Annotated in this window: 17 protein-coding genes; all 17 read right to left on the bottom strand. The window is 61.4% G+C overall.

The genetic code is table 11. From position 1 onward, the window contains the following. Positions 1-41: 41 nt before the first annotated feature. On the bottom strand, positions 42-1,187 hold the full coding sequence (hypD, locus tag JF539_RS16080; RefSeq protein ID WP_207141721.1) for a hydrogenase formation protein HypD: 1,146 nt from the start codon (positions 1,185-1,187) through the stop codon (positions 42-44). Then, entirely contained in the window at positions 1,184-1,453 is a 270-nt protein-coding gene (locus JF539_RS16075; RefSeq protein ID WP_207141720.1) for a HypC/HybG/HupF family hydrogenase formation chaperone, read from the bottom strand. The genes hypD and JF539_RS16075 overlap by 4 nt, the downstream gene beginning before the upstream one ends. A 12-nt stretch (positions 1,454-1,465) precedes the next feature. Beyond that, entirely contained in the window at positions 1,466-2,272 is an 807-nt protein-coding gene (gene hypB / locus JF539_RS16070) for a hydrogenase nickel incorporation protein HypB (protein ID WP_207141719.1), read from the bottom strand. Next, the gene (hypA, locus tag JF539_RS16065) at positions 2,272-2,613 is read right to left on the bottom strand and encodes a hydrogenase maturation nickel metallochaperone HypA (RefSeq protein WP_207141718.1); all 342 of its coding nucleotides are present in this window, start codon (positions 2,611-2,613) and stop codon (positions 2,272-2,274) included. The genes hypB and hypA overlap by 1 nt, the downstream gene beginning before the upstream one ends. Then, entirely contained in the window at positions 2,606-3,064 is a 459-nt protein-coding gene (locus JF539_RS16060) for a hydrogenase maturation protease (protein ID WP_207141717.1), read from the bottom strand. Before JF539_RS16060 ends, hypA begins: the two co-directional genes overlap by 8 nt. Positions 3,065-3,199: 135 nt before the next feature. Further along, positions 3,200-4,642 (bottom strand): Ni/Fe hydrogenase subunit alpha, encoded by a 1,443-nt coding sequence (locus tag JF539_RS16055; RefSeq protein ID WP_207141716.1) that lies wholly within the window; start codon positions 4,640-4,642, stop codon positions 3,200-3,202. A 15-nt stretch (positions 4,643-4,657) separates the two neighbouring features. Beyond that, positions 4,658-5,227, bottom strand: coding sequence for an NADP oxidoreductase (locus JF539_RS16050; RefSeq protein WP_207141715.1), 570 nt, complete (start codon positions 5,225-5,227; stop codon positions 4,658-4,660). After that, on the bottom strand, positions 5,224-5,952 hold the full coding sequence (locus tag JF539_RS16045; RefSeq protein ID WP_207141714.1) for a 2Fe-2S iron-sulfur cluster-binding protein: 729 nt from the start codon (positions 5,950-5,952) through the stop codon (positions 5,224-5,226). The genes JF539_RS16050 and JF539_RS16045 overlap by 4 nt, the downstream gene beginning before the upstream one ends. After that, the gene (locus tag JF539_RS16040; RefSeq protein ID WP_207141713.1) at positions 5,949-7,829 is read right to left on the bottom strand and encodes an NAD(P)H-dependent oxidoreductase subunit E; all 1,881 of its coding nucleotides are present in this window, start codon (positions 7,827-7,829) and stop codon (positions 5,949-5,951) included. Before JF539_RS16040 ends, JF539_RS16045 begins: the two co-directional genes overlap by 4 nt. A gap of 358 nt (positions 7,830-8,187) precedes the next feature. Beyond that, positions 8,188-9,225 carry an endonuclease/exonuclease/phosphatase family protein gene (locus JF539_RS16035; protein ID WP_207141712.1) on the bottom strand — a complete coding sequence of 346 codons (1,038 nt, stop codon included), beginning with the start codon at positions 9,223-9,225 and terminating at the stop codon, positions 8,188-8,190. Further along, positions 9,218-10,282 (bottom strand): ABC transporter ATP-binding protein, encoded by a 1,065-nt coding sequence (locus JF539_RS16030; protein ID WP_207141711.1) that lies wholly within the window; start codon positions 10,280-10,282, stop codon positions 9,218-9,220. Before JF539_RS16030 ends, JF539_RS16035 begins: the two co-directional genes overlap by 8 nt. Continuing rightward, on the bottom strand, positions 10,282-11,361 hold the full coding sequence (locus tag JF539_RS16025; RefSeq protein WP_207141710.1) for a carbohydrate ABC transporter permease: 1,080 nt from the start codon (positions 11,359-11,361) through the stop codon (positions 10,282-10,284). The genes JF539_RS16030 and JF539_RS16025 overlap by 1 nt, the downstream gene beginning before the upstream one ends. Then, entirely contained in the window at positions 11,361-12,308 is a 948-nt protein-coding gene (locus tag JF539_RS16020; RefSeq protein WP_207141709.1) for a carbohydrate ABC transporter permease, read from the bottom strand. Before JF539_RS16020 ends, JF539_RS16025 begins: the two co-directional genes overlap by 1 nt. Positions 12,309-12,381: 73 nt before the next feature. Next, on the bottom strand, positions 12,382-13,740 hold the full coding sequence (locus JF539_RS16015; RefSeq protein ID WP_207141708.1) for a sugar ABC transporter substrate-binding protein: 1,359 nt from the start codon (positions 13,738-13,740) through the stop codon (positions 12,382-12,384). 247 nt (positions 13,741-13,987) lie between these two features. Continuing rightward, entirely contained in the window at positions 13,988-15,430 is a 1,443-nt protein-coding gene (locus JF539_RS16010; RefSeq protein ID WP_207141707.1) for a hypothetical protein, read from the bottom strand. A 29-nt stretch (positions 15,431-15,459) separates the two neighbouring features. Then, positions 15,460-15,930 (bottom strand): hypothetical protein, encoded by a 471-nt coding sequence (locus JF539_RS16005; RefSeq protein ID WP_207141706.1) that lies wholly within the window; start codon positions 15,928-15,930, stop codon positions 15,460-15,462. A gap of 231 nt (positions 15,931-16,161) precedes the next feature. Then, entirely contained in the window at positions 16,162-17,250 is a 1,089-nt protein-coding gene (locus JF539_RS16000; RefSeq protein WP_207141705.1) for a hypothetical protein, read from the bottom strand. Positions 17,251-17,380 lie beyond the last annotated feature (130 nt).

Here is a 17,380-nt window from a genome sequence, read left to right as displayed (position 1 = left end):
CACGGCCCCGGCACGGGCCTCCGGCGCTCCCGGCTTACCGCTCACGCCGCCGTTTCCCGGACCGCTTCACCACGCTTGCGCCCATAGGTCCAATAGGCCGCGCAGGCGCCTTCCGAAGAAACCATGCAGGCACCCATCGGGTTCTCAGGCGTGCAGACCGTACCGAAAAGCCGGCATTCGGTCGGCTTCTTCACCCCGCGCAGAATGGCCGGGCACTCGCAGGACTTCACTTCCCGGGATTGTTTCGGCGTCAGCGCGAAACGGCTTTCCGCGTCGAACGTCTCGTATGCCGCGCGGATCTTCAAGGCGCTCTCGGGTACCGTACCGAGCCCGCGCCATTCGAAGGCATCGCGCACCTCCATCACCTCGGCAACCAGCGTCTGGGCCTTTCGGTTGCCGTCACGGGTGACGACGCGGGTGTACTGGTTTTCCACTTCGTGACGGCCTTCGTTGATCTGGCGGATCAGCATCAGCGCCGACTGCATCACGTCGAGCGGCTCGAACCCGGCAATCACCACCGGTTTCTGAAAGTCCCGCGCCGCCGGCTCGTAAGGCGCCCAACCGATGACGGAGCTGACATGGGACGGCCCCAGGAACCCGTCGATGCGCACGGGCGTCTCGCCGGGCTCCGCCGGTGCATTGACGATATGGGCGATCGCCGGCGGCGTCAGCACATGGTTGCAGAAGACGGAAAAATTCGTCAGGCCCTCGTGCCTCGCCTGCAGGATCGCCACCGCCGTCGGCGGGGTGGTCGTCTCGAAGCCGATGGCGAAGAACACGACCTGGCGATCCGGATTATCCCGGGCGATTTTCAGCGCGTCCTGGGTGGAATAGACCATGCGGATATCGGCGCCTTCCGCCTTGGCCCTGATCAGGCTCTTCTGCTTCGTCCCCGGAACGCGCATCATGTCGCCATAGGTCGTCAGGATCACGTCGTGGCCGAGCGCCAGTTCCACGGCATCATCCAGGCGCCGCACCGGCAGAACGCAGACAGGACAGCCCGGACCATGGACGAATTGGACGTTCTCCGGCACCAGGTCCTGAACTCCGTAGCGGAATATCGCATGGGTGTGCCCGCCGCAAAACTCCATCAGGTGATAACGACGGCCGGGATCGGCTTCCCGTTCGATCGCCCGGGCGAGCTTGCGGGCAAGTTTGCCGTCCCTGAACTCCGTAATGTATTTCACCGCTCCGCTCCCTCCAGCGAAGTTCCAGCCATTTCCTCCAGCTCTTCCGCCAGAACGCCGGCCTCGGCCATCAGTTGCAGGGTCCGTTCCGCCTCCTCTTCGCTGAGCTTGTGCAGAGCGTAACCGACGTGAACCAGCACATAGTCCCCGACCGTGACCTCCTCCAGCAGGGCGGTGGAAACCGGCTTCTTGATGCCTTCCAGCGCGACAATCGCCATGTCGCCGCTTTCGAGCGAGATCACCCTGGCCGGTATGGCAAGACACATCCCCGAGCTCTCCTATTCCGCGGCCAGACCGGCAGCCTGCATGGCGCGTGCGCCCTCAAGCCAGCACAGCCAGCCGTCAACGCCCGCGCCCGTGCGTGCGGACAGCTGCAGGACCTGGATCTTGCGGTTGACACGCCGGGCGTTGGCGATCGCCTCGTCCACGTTGAAGTCGACATGCGGCAGGAGGTCGGTCTTGTTGAGGATCATCAGGTCGGCGCCTGCGAAGATGTCGGGATATTTGACCGGCTTGTCCTCGCCTTCCGTCACCGACAGGATCACGACCTTGTAGGCTTCGCCCAGGTCGAACGCCGCCGGGCAGACGAGATTGCCGACATTCTCGATAAAGACAATGCCTCCGGCCTCCAGCGGCAGTTTTTCCAGCGCATGACCGACCATATGCGCATCCAGATGACAGCCCTTGCCGGTGTTGATCTGCACGGCCGGCGCGCCGGTCGCGCGGATACGGTCCGCGTCGTTGGAGGTCTGCTGATCGCCCTCGATGACCGAGGCGAACGTTTTCCCGGAAAGCCGGTTCAGCGTCTCCACCAGAAGCGTGGTCTTGCCGGAGCCTGGGCTCGACACGAGATTGAGCGCCAGAACAGCCTTTTCAGCAAGCAGCGCCCGGTTCCGGTCCGCATAGGAATTGTTCTTGCCGAGAATGTCGGCTTCAATCTGGATCAGGCGGCTCTGGCTCACGCCCGGGACCGAGACACCGGCCTCGCCCGCGCCGAAATGGACATGGTCCTCGTCGTGGTTATGACCATGATCGTGATCATGTCCGTGAGAATGACCGGTGCCGCAGCCGCATACCGTACACATCACACCACCTCCAGTTCGCGGATCTTCAACTCGTCGCCGCTGACCACCTGCAAGGCCTCGGATCCGCATTCCGGACAGCAATCGAAACGCTGTTTGACCGGGACCGTCTTGAAGCAGGACAGGCACAGCGCCTCGGCCGGCGGCCGGGAAATGACCAGCGCGGCCCCTTCCGCCAGCGATCCTTTCATCACCACGTCGAAACCGAATTGCAGGGCTTCCGGCTCGACGCAGGACAGCGGACCGATATCGACCGAAACCCGCTTGACCCTGGAGAACCGGTCCCGCGCGGCCTGCTCCTTCAGGATATCCAGAATGCTCTCGCAAAGCGACATTTCATGCATGACCCGTTTCCCGTTCCGCAAGGGCTGTCTTCAGCCACGCGAGGAAGAACGCTTCAGCCTCGTCCAGATTGGCCGCCGCCTGCGTCGAAAGCCCTTCCTTGACCTCGCCGTAATCGTAACCGGAAATCCCCAGAACGAAAGCCCGGGGTTGAGCGCCGTATAGCGTTTCGGCAAGACACAGCACGGTTTCCGGCACCAGACTGTGGCTGCCGAGGACCTCCGGCCGGCCGGTGGAAATCTCCCGGAACGAGTACGCCCCGGCACCGCCGATCTCCGCATCTGCGAACACCACCACGTCGTGACCGGCCACCGCCAGCGCATGCTCGGCGACAAGCTGGTAGTCTGTGTCGACTTCCAGGCCCGGAAGGGAACGGCCCGCGAGCCTTTCGGAAAACGCCGGGCCCAGCCCGTCGTCCCCGCGCCCAGGATTGCCGTAGCCGATCAAAAGCATTGCAAGTCCCTCATGTGCCTGCGGTCACACCCCAAACGTAAAACAAATCACTACCCGCCCCCTCCCCTTGGGAGAGGTGACTTTCTTTTCTCTCGCACGGGTCAGCGCAAATACGGCCAGCAGTTCGTAGCCTGATCAAACGCATTGCGTCCGGCTGTCGACCAACCCTCCTTCGGCATTGAAGAGCTCGACCTGGAGCGGCATCTGGCCAAGCGCGTGGGTGGCGCAGGAGAGGCACGGGTCGTAGGCGCGGATGGCCACTTCGACATGGTTGAGCATGCCCTCCGTGATCCGTTCCTTGCCCGACAGATGCTTGACCGCGACGTCCTTGACCGCCCGGTTCATGCCTTCGTTGTTGTGGGTGGTCGAGACGATCAGGTTGCAGTAGGTGACCTGGTCGTGCTCGTCGACCTTGTAATGGTGAATGAGATTGCCGCGCGGCGCCTCGATCACGCCGATGCCTTCCTCGCGCCGGGCGCCCTTGGCGATCAGGTCCGTTCCCTGAAGATCCGGGTCGTTCAGAAGCTCGCGGATCTTCTCCACGCAATGCAGCACCTCGATCATGCGCGCCCAGTGGTTGGCGAGCGTCGAATTGTTCGGGCAGCCGCCGGTGACCGACTTCAGTTCCTTGTGCGCCTCCGCCGCAAGCGGCGTGTCGATGAAACTTGCGGTGTTCATGCGCGCCAGAGGCCCGACCCGGTACCAGCCCGCTTCCGGACCGAGCTCCTTGATGAACGGGAACTTCATGTAGGACCAGGAGCGCACGTCCTCGACGATCAGCTCGTGGTATTTCGTGTAAGGCACCTGGTCGAACACCGTGTCGCCGGTCGAGCTGAGCGCCCTGAGGTTGCCGTGATAAAGATCCAGCGCGCCGTCGCCCTCGCGCACCAGCGACATGTAGTTGGACGGGAAGGAACCGAACTCCGACACAAGGTCCTCGTGTTCCAGCGTATAATCGCGGGCAAGCTTCACCGCGTCCTGGGACCATTCGATCATCTCGTCGATCGAACTCAGGAAATGATCCCGCCGCTCGATGGGCAGGTTGCGGTTGATGCCGCCGGGAATGGCGCCGGTGCCGTGAACCTTCTTTCCCGCGGTCGCCTCGATGATCTCCTGGCCGTATTTGCGCATCAGGACGGCGCGCTTGCCGAGTTCCGGCTGTTCCTTGATCACCTCGAAGATGTTGCGCTTTTCCGCCGGCGCGCCGAAGCCGAACAGGAGATCCGGCGCGGCGAGGTGGAAGAAGTGCAGCACGTGGCTCTGCATCACCTGGCCGTAATGCATCAACCGGCGCATCTTTTCCGCCGTCGGCGTCAGCTGGTCCACGCCCGCGATCATGTCCATCGCCTTGGCGGCGGCGAGGTGGTGGCTGACCGGGCAGATGCCGCACAGCCTTTGCACGATTACCGGCACCTCCCACATCAGCCGTCCGCGGATGAACCGCTCGAACCCCCGGAACTCGACGATATGGAGCCGGGCCTCGTCGACGTTGTTGTCCGCGTCGAGGTGGATGGTCACCTTGCCGTGCCCCTCCACGCGGGTGACCGGCGAGATTTCAATCAGTCTGGGTTCGCTCATCTCGAATGTCCCGCCTCAGTCGAACTTGATCATCTCGCGCTCGAAGCCCCGGAACCGTCCGGTCAGAAGCTTCGCCAGCGTGTCGAAAATAATGTCGCCGCTCGGGGCGCAGCCGGGGATCTGGTAGTCGATCTCGACCACCTGGCTGCACGGGTAGACCTCGTCGAGGAGCAACGGCAGCGCCGGGTCGTTCGGCACCTGATGCGTCGTGTTGCGGATGTATTTGCCGGTGATATAAGCCTCGTCCAGACATTCGCGAAGCGGCGCGTCGGAGTGCATGATCGCGTTTCTCATCGCGGGAAGACCGCCCATGATCGCGCATTGGCCGAGCGCGACCAGGACGTCGCAATTGCGGCGGAAATCGTAGAGCACATGGACGTTTTCCTCGTTGCAGCAGCCGCCCTCGATAATGCCGATGTCGCAGCGCTGCGTGAATTGCTTCTTGTCGGTCAGCGGCGACCGGTCGACGTCGACCAGCTTCATGAGTTCGATCAGCCGCTCGTCGATATCGAGGATCGCCATGTGGCAGCCGAAACAGCCGGCCAGCGAAGCGGTGGCGATCCGCGCCTTGGGAAGCTCGCTCATTTGCGCTTCTCCTCGATCTCGTGGCCGATCAGGCCCTTGTCGAATTCCCGTTCGCCGATCGGCGTGACGAAGCCGACGCGCTTGCGGATGATGCAGCCGACCGGACAGACTTCTTTCGAAATGGCGTGATCGCTCACCTCCGCGTCCGTATCAGCGAGGTTCTCGCCGTTGACGGCCACCCGGCGGTGAATGCCGCGCCCGACATAGCCGAAGATGCCCTTGCCATCGACATCCTGCGACGCGCGGATGCAACGACCGCAGCTGATGCAGCGGTTGGTGTCCAGCGCGATATCCGGGTGCGAGGCGTCGAGTGCCCGGCAGGGTTCCAGATAGGGAAACCTGGTGGCCTCGGTCATGTCCAGCCGGTAGGCCATCGCCTGCAGCTCGCAATTGCCGCTCGCCTCGCAGATCGGGCAAAGGTGGTTGCCTTCGTGGAACAGCATCTCCACCAGGTCCCGGCGCATCTTGTTGAGCCGCGCGGTCTCGTTCTCGACCGCCTGGCCGGGCGCCGCCGGCTGGGTGCAGGCCGAAACGCTACGCCCGCCCGCCTTCACCGTGCAGACCCGGCAACTGCCCTGATGGCGCAGGCCCTCGTGATCGCACAGGCGCGGAATATAGACGCCCGCCTCGTCGGCGGCTTCCATGATCGTCATGCCCGCATAGGCCTTCACCTCGACGCCGTCGATGGTGAAGGTGAAGCCGGTTTCTCTCTTCGTCCCGCTCATTGGGTGAAATCCTTGTCGAAGATGTAGGACCGGCGCTTGGCGATCTTGCGCGCGCCATCGATGGCCGACTGAATGTCGAAGGTGTCGCGGATGCCGTCCTTGCTCGGCTTGATGACCGCCGAATAGACCAGCGGGAAATTCCGCAAGGTGGTCAGGACCGGATTGGGCGACGTCATGCCGAGACCGCAGCGGCTGGTCTCGATGATCGTGCCGGACAGCTCCTTCAGATACTCGATGTCCTCCGGGTTCGCGTGACCGCTGCGGAATTTCTGGATCGCCTTCTGCAGGAAGACGTTGCCGACCCGGCAGGGCGTGCAATAGCCGCAGCTCTCGTGCACGAAGAACGACATGTAGTATTCGACGATCTCCAGGATGTTCCGTTCGGCGCCGAAGACGATGAACGCCCCGCCGGTCGCCAGATCGTCGAAGGTGAGTTTGCGATGGAAGCTGTCGCGGGCGATCATCGTCCCGCTCGGGCCTCCGACCTGAACGGCCGCCGCTTCCAGCCCGCCGACCATCGCCAGCACCTCGCGCACCGTGTGCCCGTATGGCAGCTCGTAAATGCCGGGGTTCAGGCAATCGCCGCAAACCGAAAGGAGCTTGGTGCCGTGCGACCCTTCCGTGCCCTGGGCATGGAACCATTCCGCGCCCCGGTCCAGGATGCGCGCGGCATGGCAGAAGGTCTCGACGTTGTTGACCACCGTCGGATAGCCGAGATAGCCCCGATTGACCGGAAACGGCGGCCGGGTCTTGGGTTCGCCGGGCAGGCCTTCGCAGGAGCTGATCAGCGCGCCTTCCTCGCCGCAGACATAGGCCCCCGCCCCGAGTTGCAGGCGGATGTCGAAGTTGAACCCCTTGACGCCCATGATGTGCTGGCCGAGCAGGCCGCGCCGGCGGCGGTCTTCCAGCACCTGTTCCAGATGCTCCCGGAGATAGACATATTCCCCGCGCAGATAGAGGAAGCCTTCGCGGGCGCCGACGGCTCTTGCGGCAATCGTCATGCCTTCGATCAGAAGGTGCGGCCGTTCGGTCAGAAGCACCCGGTCCTTGAAGGTGCCGGGTTCTCCCTCGTCGGCATTGCAGATGATGAAATGCTTTTCCGCCCGCTCGCTGGCCGCGAAACGCCACTTCCGGCCCGTGGTGAACCCGGCGCCGCCGCAGCCGCGCAGGCCGCTTTCCTCGATCTGGGTGAAGATCGCCGCGGGGGTCATCTTGACCGCGTTTTGCAGCCCCGCATCCTCGGGCACCGGGCCGAGCAGAATCTCGCCGGCATGACGGATGTTGTTGTCGACCATCCGGGTGACACGCTCATAGGGCGTCAACTCCTGAAACCGTTCGGCGACGATCTTTTCCGGCGCCTGTCCGGCTTTCAGGGCTTCCGCCGCCGACCGGGCACTCTCGGGTGTCAGCCGGGTCAGGACGATGTCGTTGACCATGGCCGCGGGCGCCTGGTCGCACATGCCGATGCAGGGCGTGTACTCCAGGGAAAAGGCACCGTCCGGTGATGTCTGGCCAATCCCGATACCAAGCACGTCCTCGAAGACATGCGCCACCGCGTCGAGACCGGCGAAGCGGTCGACGATGTCGTCGCAAAGACGGATCGTCACCCGGCCCTTGGGTGTGAGCGACAGAAAAGAATAGAAGCTGGCGACGCCTTCCACCTCGATCCGCGTCAGATCGGTTTTTTCGGCGATCTTGTCCATGGTCGCCGGCGCGATGCACCGGTAGCGGTCCTGCACCTCGCGCAGGATGTCCAGCATCCGGTGCTTGTCGTTACCGTATTTTTCGCAGATTTCAGCGATTTCGGTGTCTGACACCGGCGCGGCCACACAGGATGGAGGTGTCCCGCCGTTCATCCCGGCATGACGGTTGTCCATGATGCACCCCTCCTCACAGGCAGGAGACCTGCCTCGTTTTCAAACCGGCTTGAACGGCTCTCGCGTCCTCTGCGCGGGTCCTTCAACGCACCGGCTGGAGCCGAAAATACGCAGTGACCGAACACTCCCAAAGATGCAGCTTAACGTCCTTGAGGCACATCAACATGCAAAAATTACGGGCAGTTTTCATCCTTTCAACGTAAAGAGGCTGCATGTCTTCACGGCTGAGCCGGCACCGTCGCTCTGCCAGCGCCCTGACCTATCGCCCCCTGTTCAGTCTTGAAACAGGCACTCAAAAGCGGATCCCCGTTCAAGGCCGGACCAGCGGGTTCTGGCACAGCATCCTTTCCTGTCCTTCCTACATCACAAGGGTTACAGCGATCGCCTCGTGGTCGGAGACGTTCCGTCCGTTGGTATCGACGGCGGCGATCACAGCCGGCGCCTTGCAGGCAAGCCCACGGGCGAACAGCCAGTCGAGTTTCTTGAGAGGCCTGTCTTCAGTGGTCGACCAGGGATGGTTGCGTGTCGTCGTCTCGTGCGTGTTGCAGGACAGCCAGTCGAAACCCGCCGCCTTGAAACCCGCAAACATGGGTTCGGCCGCCTCGGAGCTTTGGAGGATCGCCGCGCCTTCCAGACCCGCCTCATGCAACCCCTTGCAATTGAAGTCGCCGCCAACGAGCACAGGTTCCTTTCCGGCGACCCGCTCCAGATGGGAAAGAAGCAGGCGCGTTTCCTCTGCCCGCTCGTCGGGCCCCAGGCGGCTTTCATAGTGTACGGAGACGACCCACAACGGTTTCGGCAAACAAAGACGCACGGCAACGGCAATCCGGCCACCGATCCGGGGCTGATCGCCACCGTTCGTATACCAGAAGCCGTCATTGCCGAGCGGCAGGCAGAAAGCCTTGCCGATCGGATAACGGCTCAGCACCGCGTTGCCATGCAGCCCCAGGCGGTTCGCCTCTTCTTTGTGGTCCGATTGCTCGCGCGCGTCGCCATGTCCGAGCTCGATGAATTCCGTCGCGAACACATGCCCCATGCCAAGACGGGCCGCCAGTTCAGCCGTCGTGTCCCGATTGCCGGACCGTGCCATGCCAAGGTCCATTTCGGTCAAGAGACAGATATCCGCCTTTTCCCTGCGCAGGACTTCGGCCGCTTCCTCGACGTGCTTGCAGCGTTCAAGGTTCCAGGCGACGACACGCGGCTCTCCGTCGGAAACTGCAGTCGCATCGCCGTCAACGATCCGGACCGTGTTCAGGCAAGCGGCTTCGGCACGAAGGCGCGAATGGCGGGTCCCGCTCGGCTCTCCCTGGAGCGCTGCCTTTCGCCATGCCCCGGTGGGCGGCTCCAGCTCCCGAACCCGACGCTCGATGAGGTCCAACGGCCATGTATCAGACATGAGCGCGCACGCCTTCCAGACGCCGGTCATGATTTCCGTCGAACAGGATCGTGTGCTCCGGCTCGAACCCGAGCCTGACCTGATCTCCAACCTTGAACCTTGGAACCGAGGTCGGTTCGAGAAAACGGGTTGTTCCAAGCACCGACCTGGCCGTGTAGAGCGTTTCGCGCCCGAGCGGCTCGGCTATCAGGATTTCCGCCTGAACGCCCTCGCCGTTGACCGTGATGTGTTCGGGGCGGATACCGACCTTCACCGCGCCGGGTGGCACGTCTCCCGCCGTGTCCAGAACCGCCTCGCCGACTTTGATCCCGCCGTCCGACGCTTCGCCGGCAAGAAGGTTCATGGGCGGCGAACCGATGAATGACGCGGCAAAGACCGTTTCCGGCCGGCTGTAGAGCGCTTCCGGCGTGCCCTCCTGCTCGATGCGCCCCTGGTTCATGCACACGATCCGGTCGGCCATGGTCATGGCCTCGATCTGGTCGTGCGTCACAAGAACGGTGGTCACGCCGAGTTCGCGCTGCAGGCGGCGGATTTCCGTGCGCATGGAAAGCCGCAGGGTCGCATCCAGGTTGGAAAGCGGTTCGTCAAGCAGAAGCAGGTTCGGTTTCTTGACAAGCGCGCGAGCCAGCGCCACCCGCTGCTGCTGCCCGCCGGACAACTGGTTCGGCCGGCGGTCCAGAAGGCCTTCGATTTCCACCAGTTCGGCGATCTCGCGCGCGGATCTTTCCGCGTCCGCCCTGGAGATCTCCTTGAACCTGAGCGGGAACGTTATGTTCTGCAGGACAGTCATGTTCGGATAAAGCGCGTAGGACTGGAAAACGATGCCCACGTTGCGGTCTCGAGCTTCCACATCGTTGACCCGGGCGCCGTCGAAAAGGATGTCGCCGCTGGTCGGAAGATAGATGCCGGCCAGCATGAACAGCGTGGTCGACTTGCCGCAGCCGGAAGGCCCGAGCACGGCGGCAAACTCGCCGTTTTCCAGCGACAGGCTGATATCGTCGATTGCCTTCGCCGTGCCCCAGTCCTTGGTGACATTTTTCAGATCGACACGCGCCATCAGCCCTTAACGCCTCCAAAGGTCAACTGGGTGAGATATTTCTGCAGGAAGAGATAAAGAAGCAGGCTTGGCAGCATGTAGAACACGCTGACGGCGGCGACGAGGCCGTAGTCGACCCCCATCACATCTTCCGCGACATAGTAGAGATAGGTGGACATCACCCAGTAGGAATTGCCGGTTCTGAGCGCCGTCACGAAGACATATTCCTCCCAACCCCGGATGAAGCCGAGGACGGAAATGGCGATGATGCCGCCCTTGGCCTGAGGCAATACCACGTGCCAGAAGGCCTGACGCCGCGTGGCGCCGTCGGTCATGGCGCTCATTTCGATGTCCCAGGGAACCGCGTCAAAGAAGCCCTTCATGATGAAGATGAAAAACGGCATGTCGATCACGGTCAGGACCAGGATTGGCGCGGAAAGCGTGTTCAGCAGACCGACCCAGAAAATCACCAGAAAGATCGGGATTGTCAGCATCCAGGGATGGAAGACTTCCAGGATCAGCAGGCTCTGCAGAAAGAACGACCGGCCTCGAAAGGCAAACCGGGAGAGATAGTAGCCCGCCAGCGTCGCGATGAGGACCTTGGTGAACGTGGAGGCCGCCGCCACCGCGAGCGAATTGAAAAACGCGTCCCAGACCCAGGGAAACTGACCGCCCGCGGTCGCCGCGCCGCGCAGGTCCTCGACCAGGTTCGGATTGGCAAGGAAGCGGTAGTTGTCGAAATGGAGATCGCTCCCGACCAGAAGGGCAAGCCCGGCAACCGCGACACCGGCCGCGACAAGGGCAGCGGTCATCCTTTGACGGGGCGCCGGAAAGACCACATGCGTAGCCGCGTAGCCGAGCACGCAGGGCGCCAGCACGCCACAGGCTTTCCACAAAACCGCGGTTTCCACCCCGCCGGTGCGCGCCGAAAAGGAAATCACGACGACCCAGAAGAACGGCAGGAGCACGGGGACGGAGACCAGCGTCAAAAACACGATCAGGGCACCGCGCTTGATCCGGGCCATGGTGAGCGCCCGCCGTGCGAGGCTCTCCCAGTCCGGCTGGTCCACCGGGCGCGCCATCCGTTCTTCTCCGCTCATCAGTGCACCTCGATGCGCGGCTGCGCAAGCAGCGACTTCATGTTGGTGAGCCGGTAAAGCAGAAGCGCGATCACCATGCCGATCACGATCAGGATCAGCGTGATCGCCGCGCCGTAGGCATAAAGACCCGACCCGATGCTCGGCGCCAGGGTTTTGGTGTAGGCAAGCATCGCCATGGTCATCGTGGACCGCGACGGTCCCATGATCAGGAAGATGTACTCAAAGCTCACCAGCAGCGCGAGGGTCTGAAACACGGTGATGTAGCTGAGCGGCCAGCGCAACGCGGGCATCACCACATGCCGGATGATGGATAACGAGCCGGCCCCGTCGGCCCGCGCGGCATAAAACAGATGCTGCGGGATCGAGCGGATGGAACTTGTCAGGATCAGCATGCCTATGGAAGCGCCGATGAATCCGTTGGAAAGAACGATCACCGTCATCGGGTGATCCAGCTTCATGTTGACCGGCTCCAGTCCGAACAGGTTGACGAGGACCTGGTTGAGCAGGCCCCGTTCCGTCGGGTCGATCACCCAGATCCACAACAGCGCATAGACGACCGAAGGCGCCATGCGCGGCAGCAGCCAGACCGCTCTGAAGAAGGCGCCCAGCCGGTCCGGCAACGCCGTTGTCGTCAGCGCCAGCACGAGCCCGAAGGTGACGTTGAATATGGAGAGCGTGAAGAACACGAAGATCGCCGTCAGGGTCAGGGCGCGATAGAAGGAGCCGCGCAATTCGAAACCCAAAAGACTGTCGTCGCTGACGCGCACGATCTTCTTGAATTGTTTGGTCGTGAATTCGTCGACGGTCACCGTTTGCGCCATGTCGGTGAAAGCGACAACGAGGTCGACCGCAATCGGGACAACAAGCAGCGCGACGAGGAACGCCAGCGCGGGCCCGAGAAAGATCGCGAAATTTGAAGCCTGGCGGCGTGTCGACGATGCGCGCATTTTGAAACAGGAACCGTAACGGACCCGCAGGAAAAAAAGCCGCGCCCGGCGCGGCCTTTCCCCATTAGGATGGTTAGTCGAGAATGATCACGTCTTCGCCGAGCTCGGTTTCGAGCTCCTCGATGACCATTTCAACAGCTTCGTCCGGTGTCATTTCGCCGGTTTCGACAGCCTGGACACCCTGGAAGGTGATGGCATTGTACTGGCCGATCTTCGGATGGTTCGGCATGAACTCGGCATATTCGAGCAACGGAACCCCCGCGACCAGGCCCCAGCCTTTCGTCACGAAGTCCGGCATCGCGGCCTGGCCGTAATTGACCGGAGTGTGGTTGGTGCCCACGGCGTGTTTTGTGTTCGGAACGTGCTGGGTCGCCAGCGCGACCAGCATCGCGGCCAGATCCTTGTTCGGCGTGTCGGCGACCACATAGACGATCGGGTGGGACAGATTCTTCGGCGTGCCGCCCTTCTTGCCGGCCGGCGCGTTGATCCAGGTGATCTTGTTGAAATAGGCGTCCCCGTCCAGCGGATCGATGCCGAAGGCTTCCAGCTGCGCGCCGAGGTTCCAGATCCCGTGGAACTTGGAGAAGGCTTTTTCGCCCCGGAACGCCGCGTGGACGCTGTCCCAGGAATAGGTGGTCATGTCAGCCGGCAGGGCGCCCTTGTCAACGCAGGACTTCAGCCAAGTGTAATAGTCCTTCAGACCGGATTTGGTGATCTGCAGGCGGGCTTCCTCGTCGTTGTACATGTCGATACCGAAAGAGGCCATCGCCATCTGGAAGTCCGGTCCCACGTTCGGGCGGTGGACGATACCGAGTTCGGAAGCGCCGGAATTCTTGACTTCGGCGGCAAGGTCGCACAGGTCGTCCATGGTGAATTCACCGGCGTTGACGGCCTCGGAAAGGCCGGCGATGAACTCGTCCGACTTGCCCGCCTTGCGCAGCATGTCGTTGTTGAGAAAGAACATGCGCACTTCGGAGTCCTGGGGAATGCCGTAGCGTCCACCCTTGAACTTGACGGACTCCCAGAGCGCCGGAATGACGTCGCCGTAGAGGTTCGGGTTGGCTTCGATATGACCGTCGAGATTGGCCGCCAGCCCGGCCTGTGCGAAGGCGCCGATCCACTCGTGGGCGGCAACGATGATGTCCGGCGTATCGCCAACGGAATGTGCCTTGAGGAGATCGAGCGCGTCGGCGTCGAAGCCCTTGGCGTTGGTCTCGATCAGCTCGACCTTGACGACCTTGTCCGATCCGGCGGCCGCAAGCATGTTGTTCAGGGTGTCGGCGGCATCGACGATATTGCCCGGACGCATCGGCCCGGAGCGGTCGGCGCGCGACCACAATTTGATGGTGACGTCTTCGGCGAAGGCAGGTGCGGCGGCACCGCCGAGCGTGGCCAGGGCGACGCCCGCGGCAAGTACGGAACGAAGGATCATGAGTGACGGCTCCCGTTGGACAAATCAGAGCCAGGCACTTCTGTCACATTCTTCCCGGCCCCGCCCTAAGGACCACACTGAGATGACACTTCGCTCTCACTTTTGTTACAGTTTGAGCTCAGATTCTTGTCAGATCGGTGTCAGTGCGGGTTCAGGCGCTCTTCCATCGGACAATCCCGCAGTTCCAGCGGAGAGATGAAGAAACATGACCGGCTGCGCGCAAGAACCGGAACGTCCGCTCAAACCTTCAAGAACCACTGAGATACTTGAGCGACTTGACGCTGGGCGCGAAAAACACCGCGATCCCCTTGTAGCGAATGAAGTCCTTCAAGGGCAATTCAAGCGGCGCCGCGCCCGCGGACCCGGCCGGAATATAGGTTGTCGCCTCGGCCTGCCGTTTTCCGCGAAATCCGAACATCATGTCCTGGCGTTTGCGCCCGCGCCTTATCGTATCGAAATGGTCGCTGAAATCCGTTTTCTGAATCCAGCGCACCACCGAATAGAACTGCTCGTTTATCCGCGCGCAGGCGAAGAGACCCACCAAGCCGCGGTCTTTGCCGTCGTCCTCGGTGCCTTCAAGGGGCGGTCCATAGGAGAAACCTCTGCGGATCAGCCGGGGCGGCCCCTTCGGAAAACGTCTGTCGTTGACATGGGTCAGCCCCTGGTCGCGCGGATTGCATACACGTATATGCGAATGAAGGGGCGTCCGCTCCCCCTCCGGATCGCTCCGGTAGCCGAAGTTGTTGGATGGGTCCCAGGGCTCGGGCATCCGCTCGGGATGCAACGCAAGCGCCGAACCGTCGCGCCATCGTCCCATCATCTTAGCGGCGAGCCACTCTTCGGGATCGGCCTGCCCGCTTAGGGGCGCGGTTACGTTTCTGTGATCGCGCAGAAACCGGTTGAACGCGGCGACGTCCTGATAAAGCCAAGCCAGATTGAGATAGGTGCCGTCACGAACGAAATCGTTCCAGGGACCGGGGTCGACCGGACTGATCCTGTAATCGCTGGAAGGGTAGCCGAGCAGCAATTCCCTGAAATCGCTTTTTCCCGGCGTTCCAGTCTCTTCCCAGTCGATATCGACCTTTGAAATACCGTCCCGGAACCCGAAATGCAGAATTCCACCGGCCGGCACTTCTCCCGACAAGGCCTTATCGTCAAAGTCCGGAAACTGCCATTCCTCAAGGCCCGACGCCTCGGCGTCCGCGCGTATTTTGCCTAGACCCTGGAACTTTTGTGCCGCATCGGCGAAGTAACACAGCATCGCAATGTGAAATGCGCTCTGGTCGGCTCCCGCCGTCCACCAGTTTTCCGGTGCGTTCATGCCTTTCATGTCGAGGCTCGCGACGACCGAGTTCGAATTGGGCGCGTGGTCTTCTTCGGTGAAGAATTGTTCCAGGTTCGTCCCCACCTCGTCGGGGTCGAGACCTTGCGCGGTGGCGGCGCGCTCTTTCAGGAGGAGCGAGATGCCAGGCCAATTGAAAGCGAAATGACAGACCGGGTCCAATTGTGCTTCCACGTCGGCGGCATAAGAACCGGCGGGTGACAGGCCACCATTCACATTGGCGGCCCATCGTTGCAAAAAGCCTTGAGCGGTGGCGGGATCGTCGATCCTGAACAACAGCACGACCCGGAACTTGTGCCGGTACCGCGCGATGAACAGGCTTTGTACGTTTTTCGGATCGGGCTTCATTTTCTCCCCACCCCACTCAATGTATCGGCTTATTCGGCCGCATCGCGTTGAAGCGCGCCCAGAATGTCCCTGACCTCCGCATGGTTGTAGGCGGAAAATAGCCAGCCAGCCTGGTTACCGTGCATATCCGTTGCTCCGTCGGTGGACAGACCGAGCGTGCGCACATTGGCGTTTTTGGAGAATTCGAAGAATTCGGCAGGGTTGTCGACATCCGGCACGCCGTCGGCCAGCGAAAAAATCTTGGCGAAAATCGGTGTCAGCGCGTCTCGGAAGAACTCCGTGTATTCGAAATGATCGCCGTCATACTCCGTGATCACCTGAATGTACTCGTTGTCGCCAATCACGACGACCCGGGCGAAATGCACCAGCTTGGATTTTCTGAGAGCCTCTTCGATTTTCGGCTGAATGTGCTCCGCGAAATTCTCTTTCAAATCGTTGAGAGCGGCGAGAGTTTCAGGGTCCTGTTTGATCTTCAAGGTCAATGTCAGAGGATGTGTCATGATCTTCTCCCGTTTTGACCGCCGCAAAAAGGTGGGTCTTCACTCTGGCTTCACATGCGCGTTGCGGCGGTATTCCTGTGACCGGTTTGAAACCCCTTCGGCCTTGGCCCCGGTTCGGGAAGGCGAAAGCAGGCAAGTTCTTCGAAAAGGACAATAACCCGCACCGGAGCCTTGCCCGGACCGGTTCGGGCCGGCTGCCCACGGCAAACCGGAACAGCGCGGACTGCCCGGCTAAGCGACGTCGCGGTTCAAACCGTCTTGGCCCAGGGCTCCGCCGAGTGCGGCTTTGAATTTATCTGCCACTTTGCCGAACCCTTCGGATTTAGGGTGTATTTCGTCATTCCAATCGTCGACATCGGGTAGCGTATTCCGGCAGTCCACCAGCCAGACGCCGGTTTCCCGGGGATCGCCACTAAGCCCTTGCAGCATCGCGTAAAGCTCGTCGAGCAGGTACTTTATCAAGTTGCGGCGCAGTTCCTGATCGTAGATGCCGCGCCGGTCGAGCGGATCGCCGAGCCACCCGTTCTTCCTGGCGTAGACCGGGTTGCGCTCGTCGTGCCGCCCTCCCTCGCTGTAGGGAAACGGGAAAACGTAGTCATAACCGTGAATGACGATGGGCAGGGTCCGGAAATCCTCGTCGGCACGAATATCGTCGATCACCTTCCGATAAGCTATTCTCAGGCTTCCGATCTTGTTCTTGAGAACCGTGTGGTCGATGTGACCGGCAACATCCGCCGGGTTTCCGTTAAACTGCCGGAGCAGGTCGAAAAGCGCCGCCTCTCCGGTCTCAGGATCTTCCCCGACAATGTCGTTGCCGGCCGCCGAAAACAGGAAAGCGGCGACACCGTGTTTTCGGACCTTGCCAAGGGCCGACATGTATTCACGCTGGCCGTGCCTGTTTTGCCCGAACACCATGTTGGCTGCCGTGTCGCCGGCCGCGCCCACCGAATAAATCAGGTAATCCCTGTTGAGATGATCGATTACTTCTTTGAGAAGAAGCGGAAACTGAAACCAGCTGTCGCCTTCCGAAACAAGTACAGGGCGTCTCTCGCCAGCCTGCAAGCGCCTGAAAAACTGCCGGTTGCGCCGCCACCTGGAAAGCCCGCTGGTTATGTTCATGAAACTTTCCAGCTCCTGCAACTCCGGATCGACCTCGACCTTTTGCGGGTCCGGCCGCAGTTCGAACGAAAAGCCGTTCCCGCCTTTCTCGATGACGGAAAAACTCAAGATTTCCTCAGACTGTTTGTCGAACTCTTCAGGGTCAACCGCAGGCTCGCGCGTCAACAGAGCCACGTATTTATCGTATGATATCTTGGACATAGCGGCTCTCACCTCCTAAATTTTAACATCAAATAATTTCAACTATCAGCTTTAAAAGGCTATCTTACGTAGAGTAATTTTGTATAATACAACCGACGCTGATTAACAAGTCATTTCAATGCAACAATTG

It is taken from the genome of Roseibium aggregatum (assembly GCF_017309185.1).
GTDB lineage: Bacteria > Pseudomonadota > Alphaproteobacteria > Rhizobiales > Stappiaceae > Roseibium > Roseibium aggregatum_B.
The sequence above is the reverse complement of the archived record's forward strand: the minus strand, read 5'-3'. Positions and strand labels throughout refer to the sequence as shown.

Excerpts from the sequence above, each read along its gene's own strand:
- JF539_RS16075 (WP_207141720.1), bottom strand. The coding sequence starts at position 1,453 with ATGTGTCTTGCCATACCGGCCAGGGTGATCTCGCTCGAAAGCGGCGAC.
- hypB (WP_207141719.1), bottom strand. The coding sequence starts at position 2,272 with ATGTGTACGGTATGCGGCTGCGGCACCGGTCATTCTCACGGACATGAT.
- hypA (WP_207141718.1), bottom strand. The coding sequence starts at position 2,613 with ATGCATGAAATGTCGCTTTGCGAGAGCATTCTGGATATCCTGAAGGAG.
- JF539_RS16060 (WP_207141717.1), bottom strand. The coding sequence starts at position 3,064 with ATGCTTTTGATCGGCTACGGCAATCCTGGGCGCGGGGACGACGGGCTG.
- JF539_RS16055 (WP_207141716.1), bottom strand. The coding sequence starts at position 4,642 with ATGAGCGAACCCAGACTGATTGAAATCTCGCCGGTCACCCGCGTGGAG.
- JF539_RS16050 (WP_207141715.1), bottom strand. The coding sequence starts at position 5,227 with ATGAGCGAGCTTCCCAAGGCGCGGATCGCCACCGCTTCGCTGGCCGGC.
- JF539_RS16045 (WP_207141714.1), bottom strand. The coding sequence starts at position 5,952 with ATGAGCGGGACGAAGAGAGAAACCGGCTTCACCTTCACCATCGACGGC.
- JF539_RS16040 (WP_207141713.1), bottom strand. The coding sequence starts at position 7,829 with ATGGACAACCGTCATGCCGGGATGAACGGCGGGACACCTCCATCCTGT.
- JF539_RS16035 (WP_207141712.1), bottom strand. The coding sequence starts at position 9,225 with ATGTCTGATACATGGCCGTTGGACCTCATCGAGCGTCGGGTTCGGGAG.
- JF539_RS16030 (WP_207141711.1), bottom strand. The coding sequence starts at position 10,282 with ATGGCGCGTGTCGATCTGAAAAATGTCACCAAGGACTGGGGCACGGCG.
- JF539_RS16025 (WP_207141710.1), bottom strand. The coding sequence starts at position 11,361 with ATGAGCGGAGAAGAACGGATGGCGCGCCCGGTGGACCAGCCGGACTGG.
- JF539_RS16020 (WP_207141709.1), bottom strand. The coding sequence starts at position 12,308 with ATGCGCGCATCGTCGACACGCCGCCAGGCTTCAAATTTCGCGATCTTT.
- JF539_RS16015 (WP_207141708.1), bottom strand. The coding sequence starts at position 13,740 with ATGATCCTTCGTTCCGTACTTGCCGCGGGCGTCGCCCTGGCCACGCTC.
- JF539_RS16010 (WP_207141707.1), bottom strand. The coding sequence starts at position 15,430 with ATGAAGCCCGATCCGAAAAACGTACAAAGCCTGTTCATCGCGCGGTAC.
- JF539_RS16005 (WP_207141706.1), bottom strand. The coding sequence starts at position 15,930 with ATGACACATCCTCTGACATTGACCTTGAAGATCAAACAGGACCCTGAA.
- JF539_RS16000 (WP_207141705.1), bottom strand. The coding sequence starts at position 17,250 with ATGTCCAAGATATCATACGATAAATACGTGGCTCTGTTGACGCGCGAG.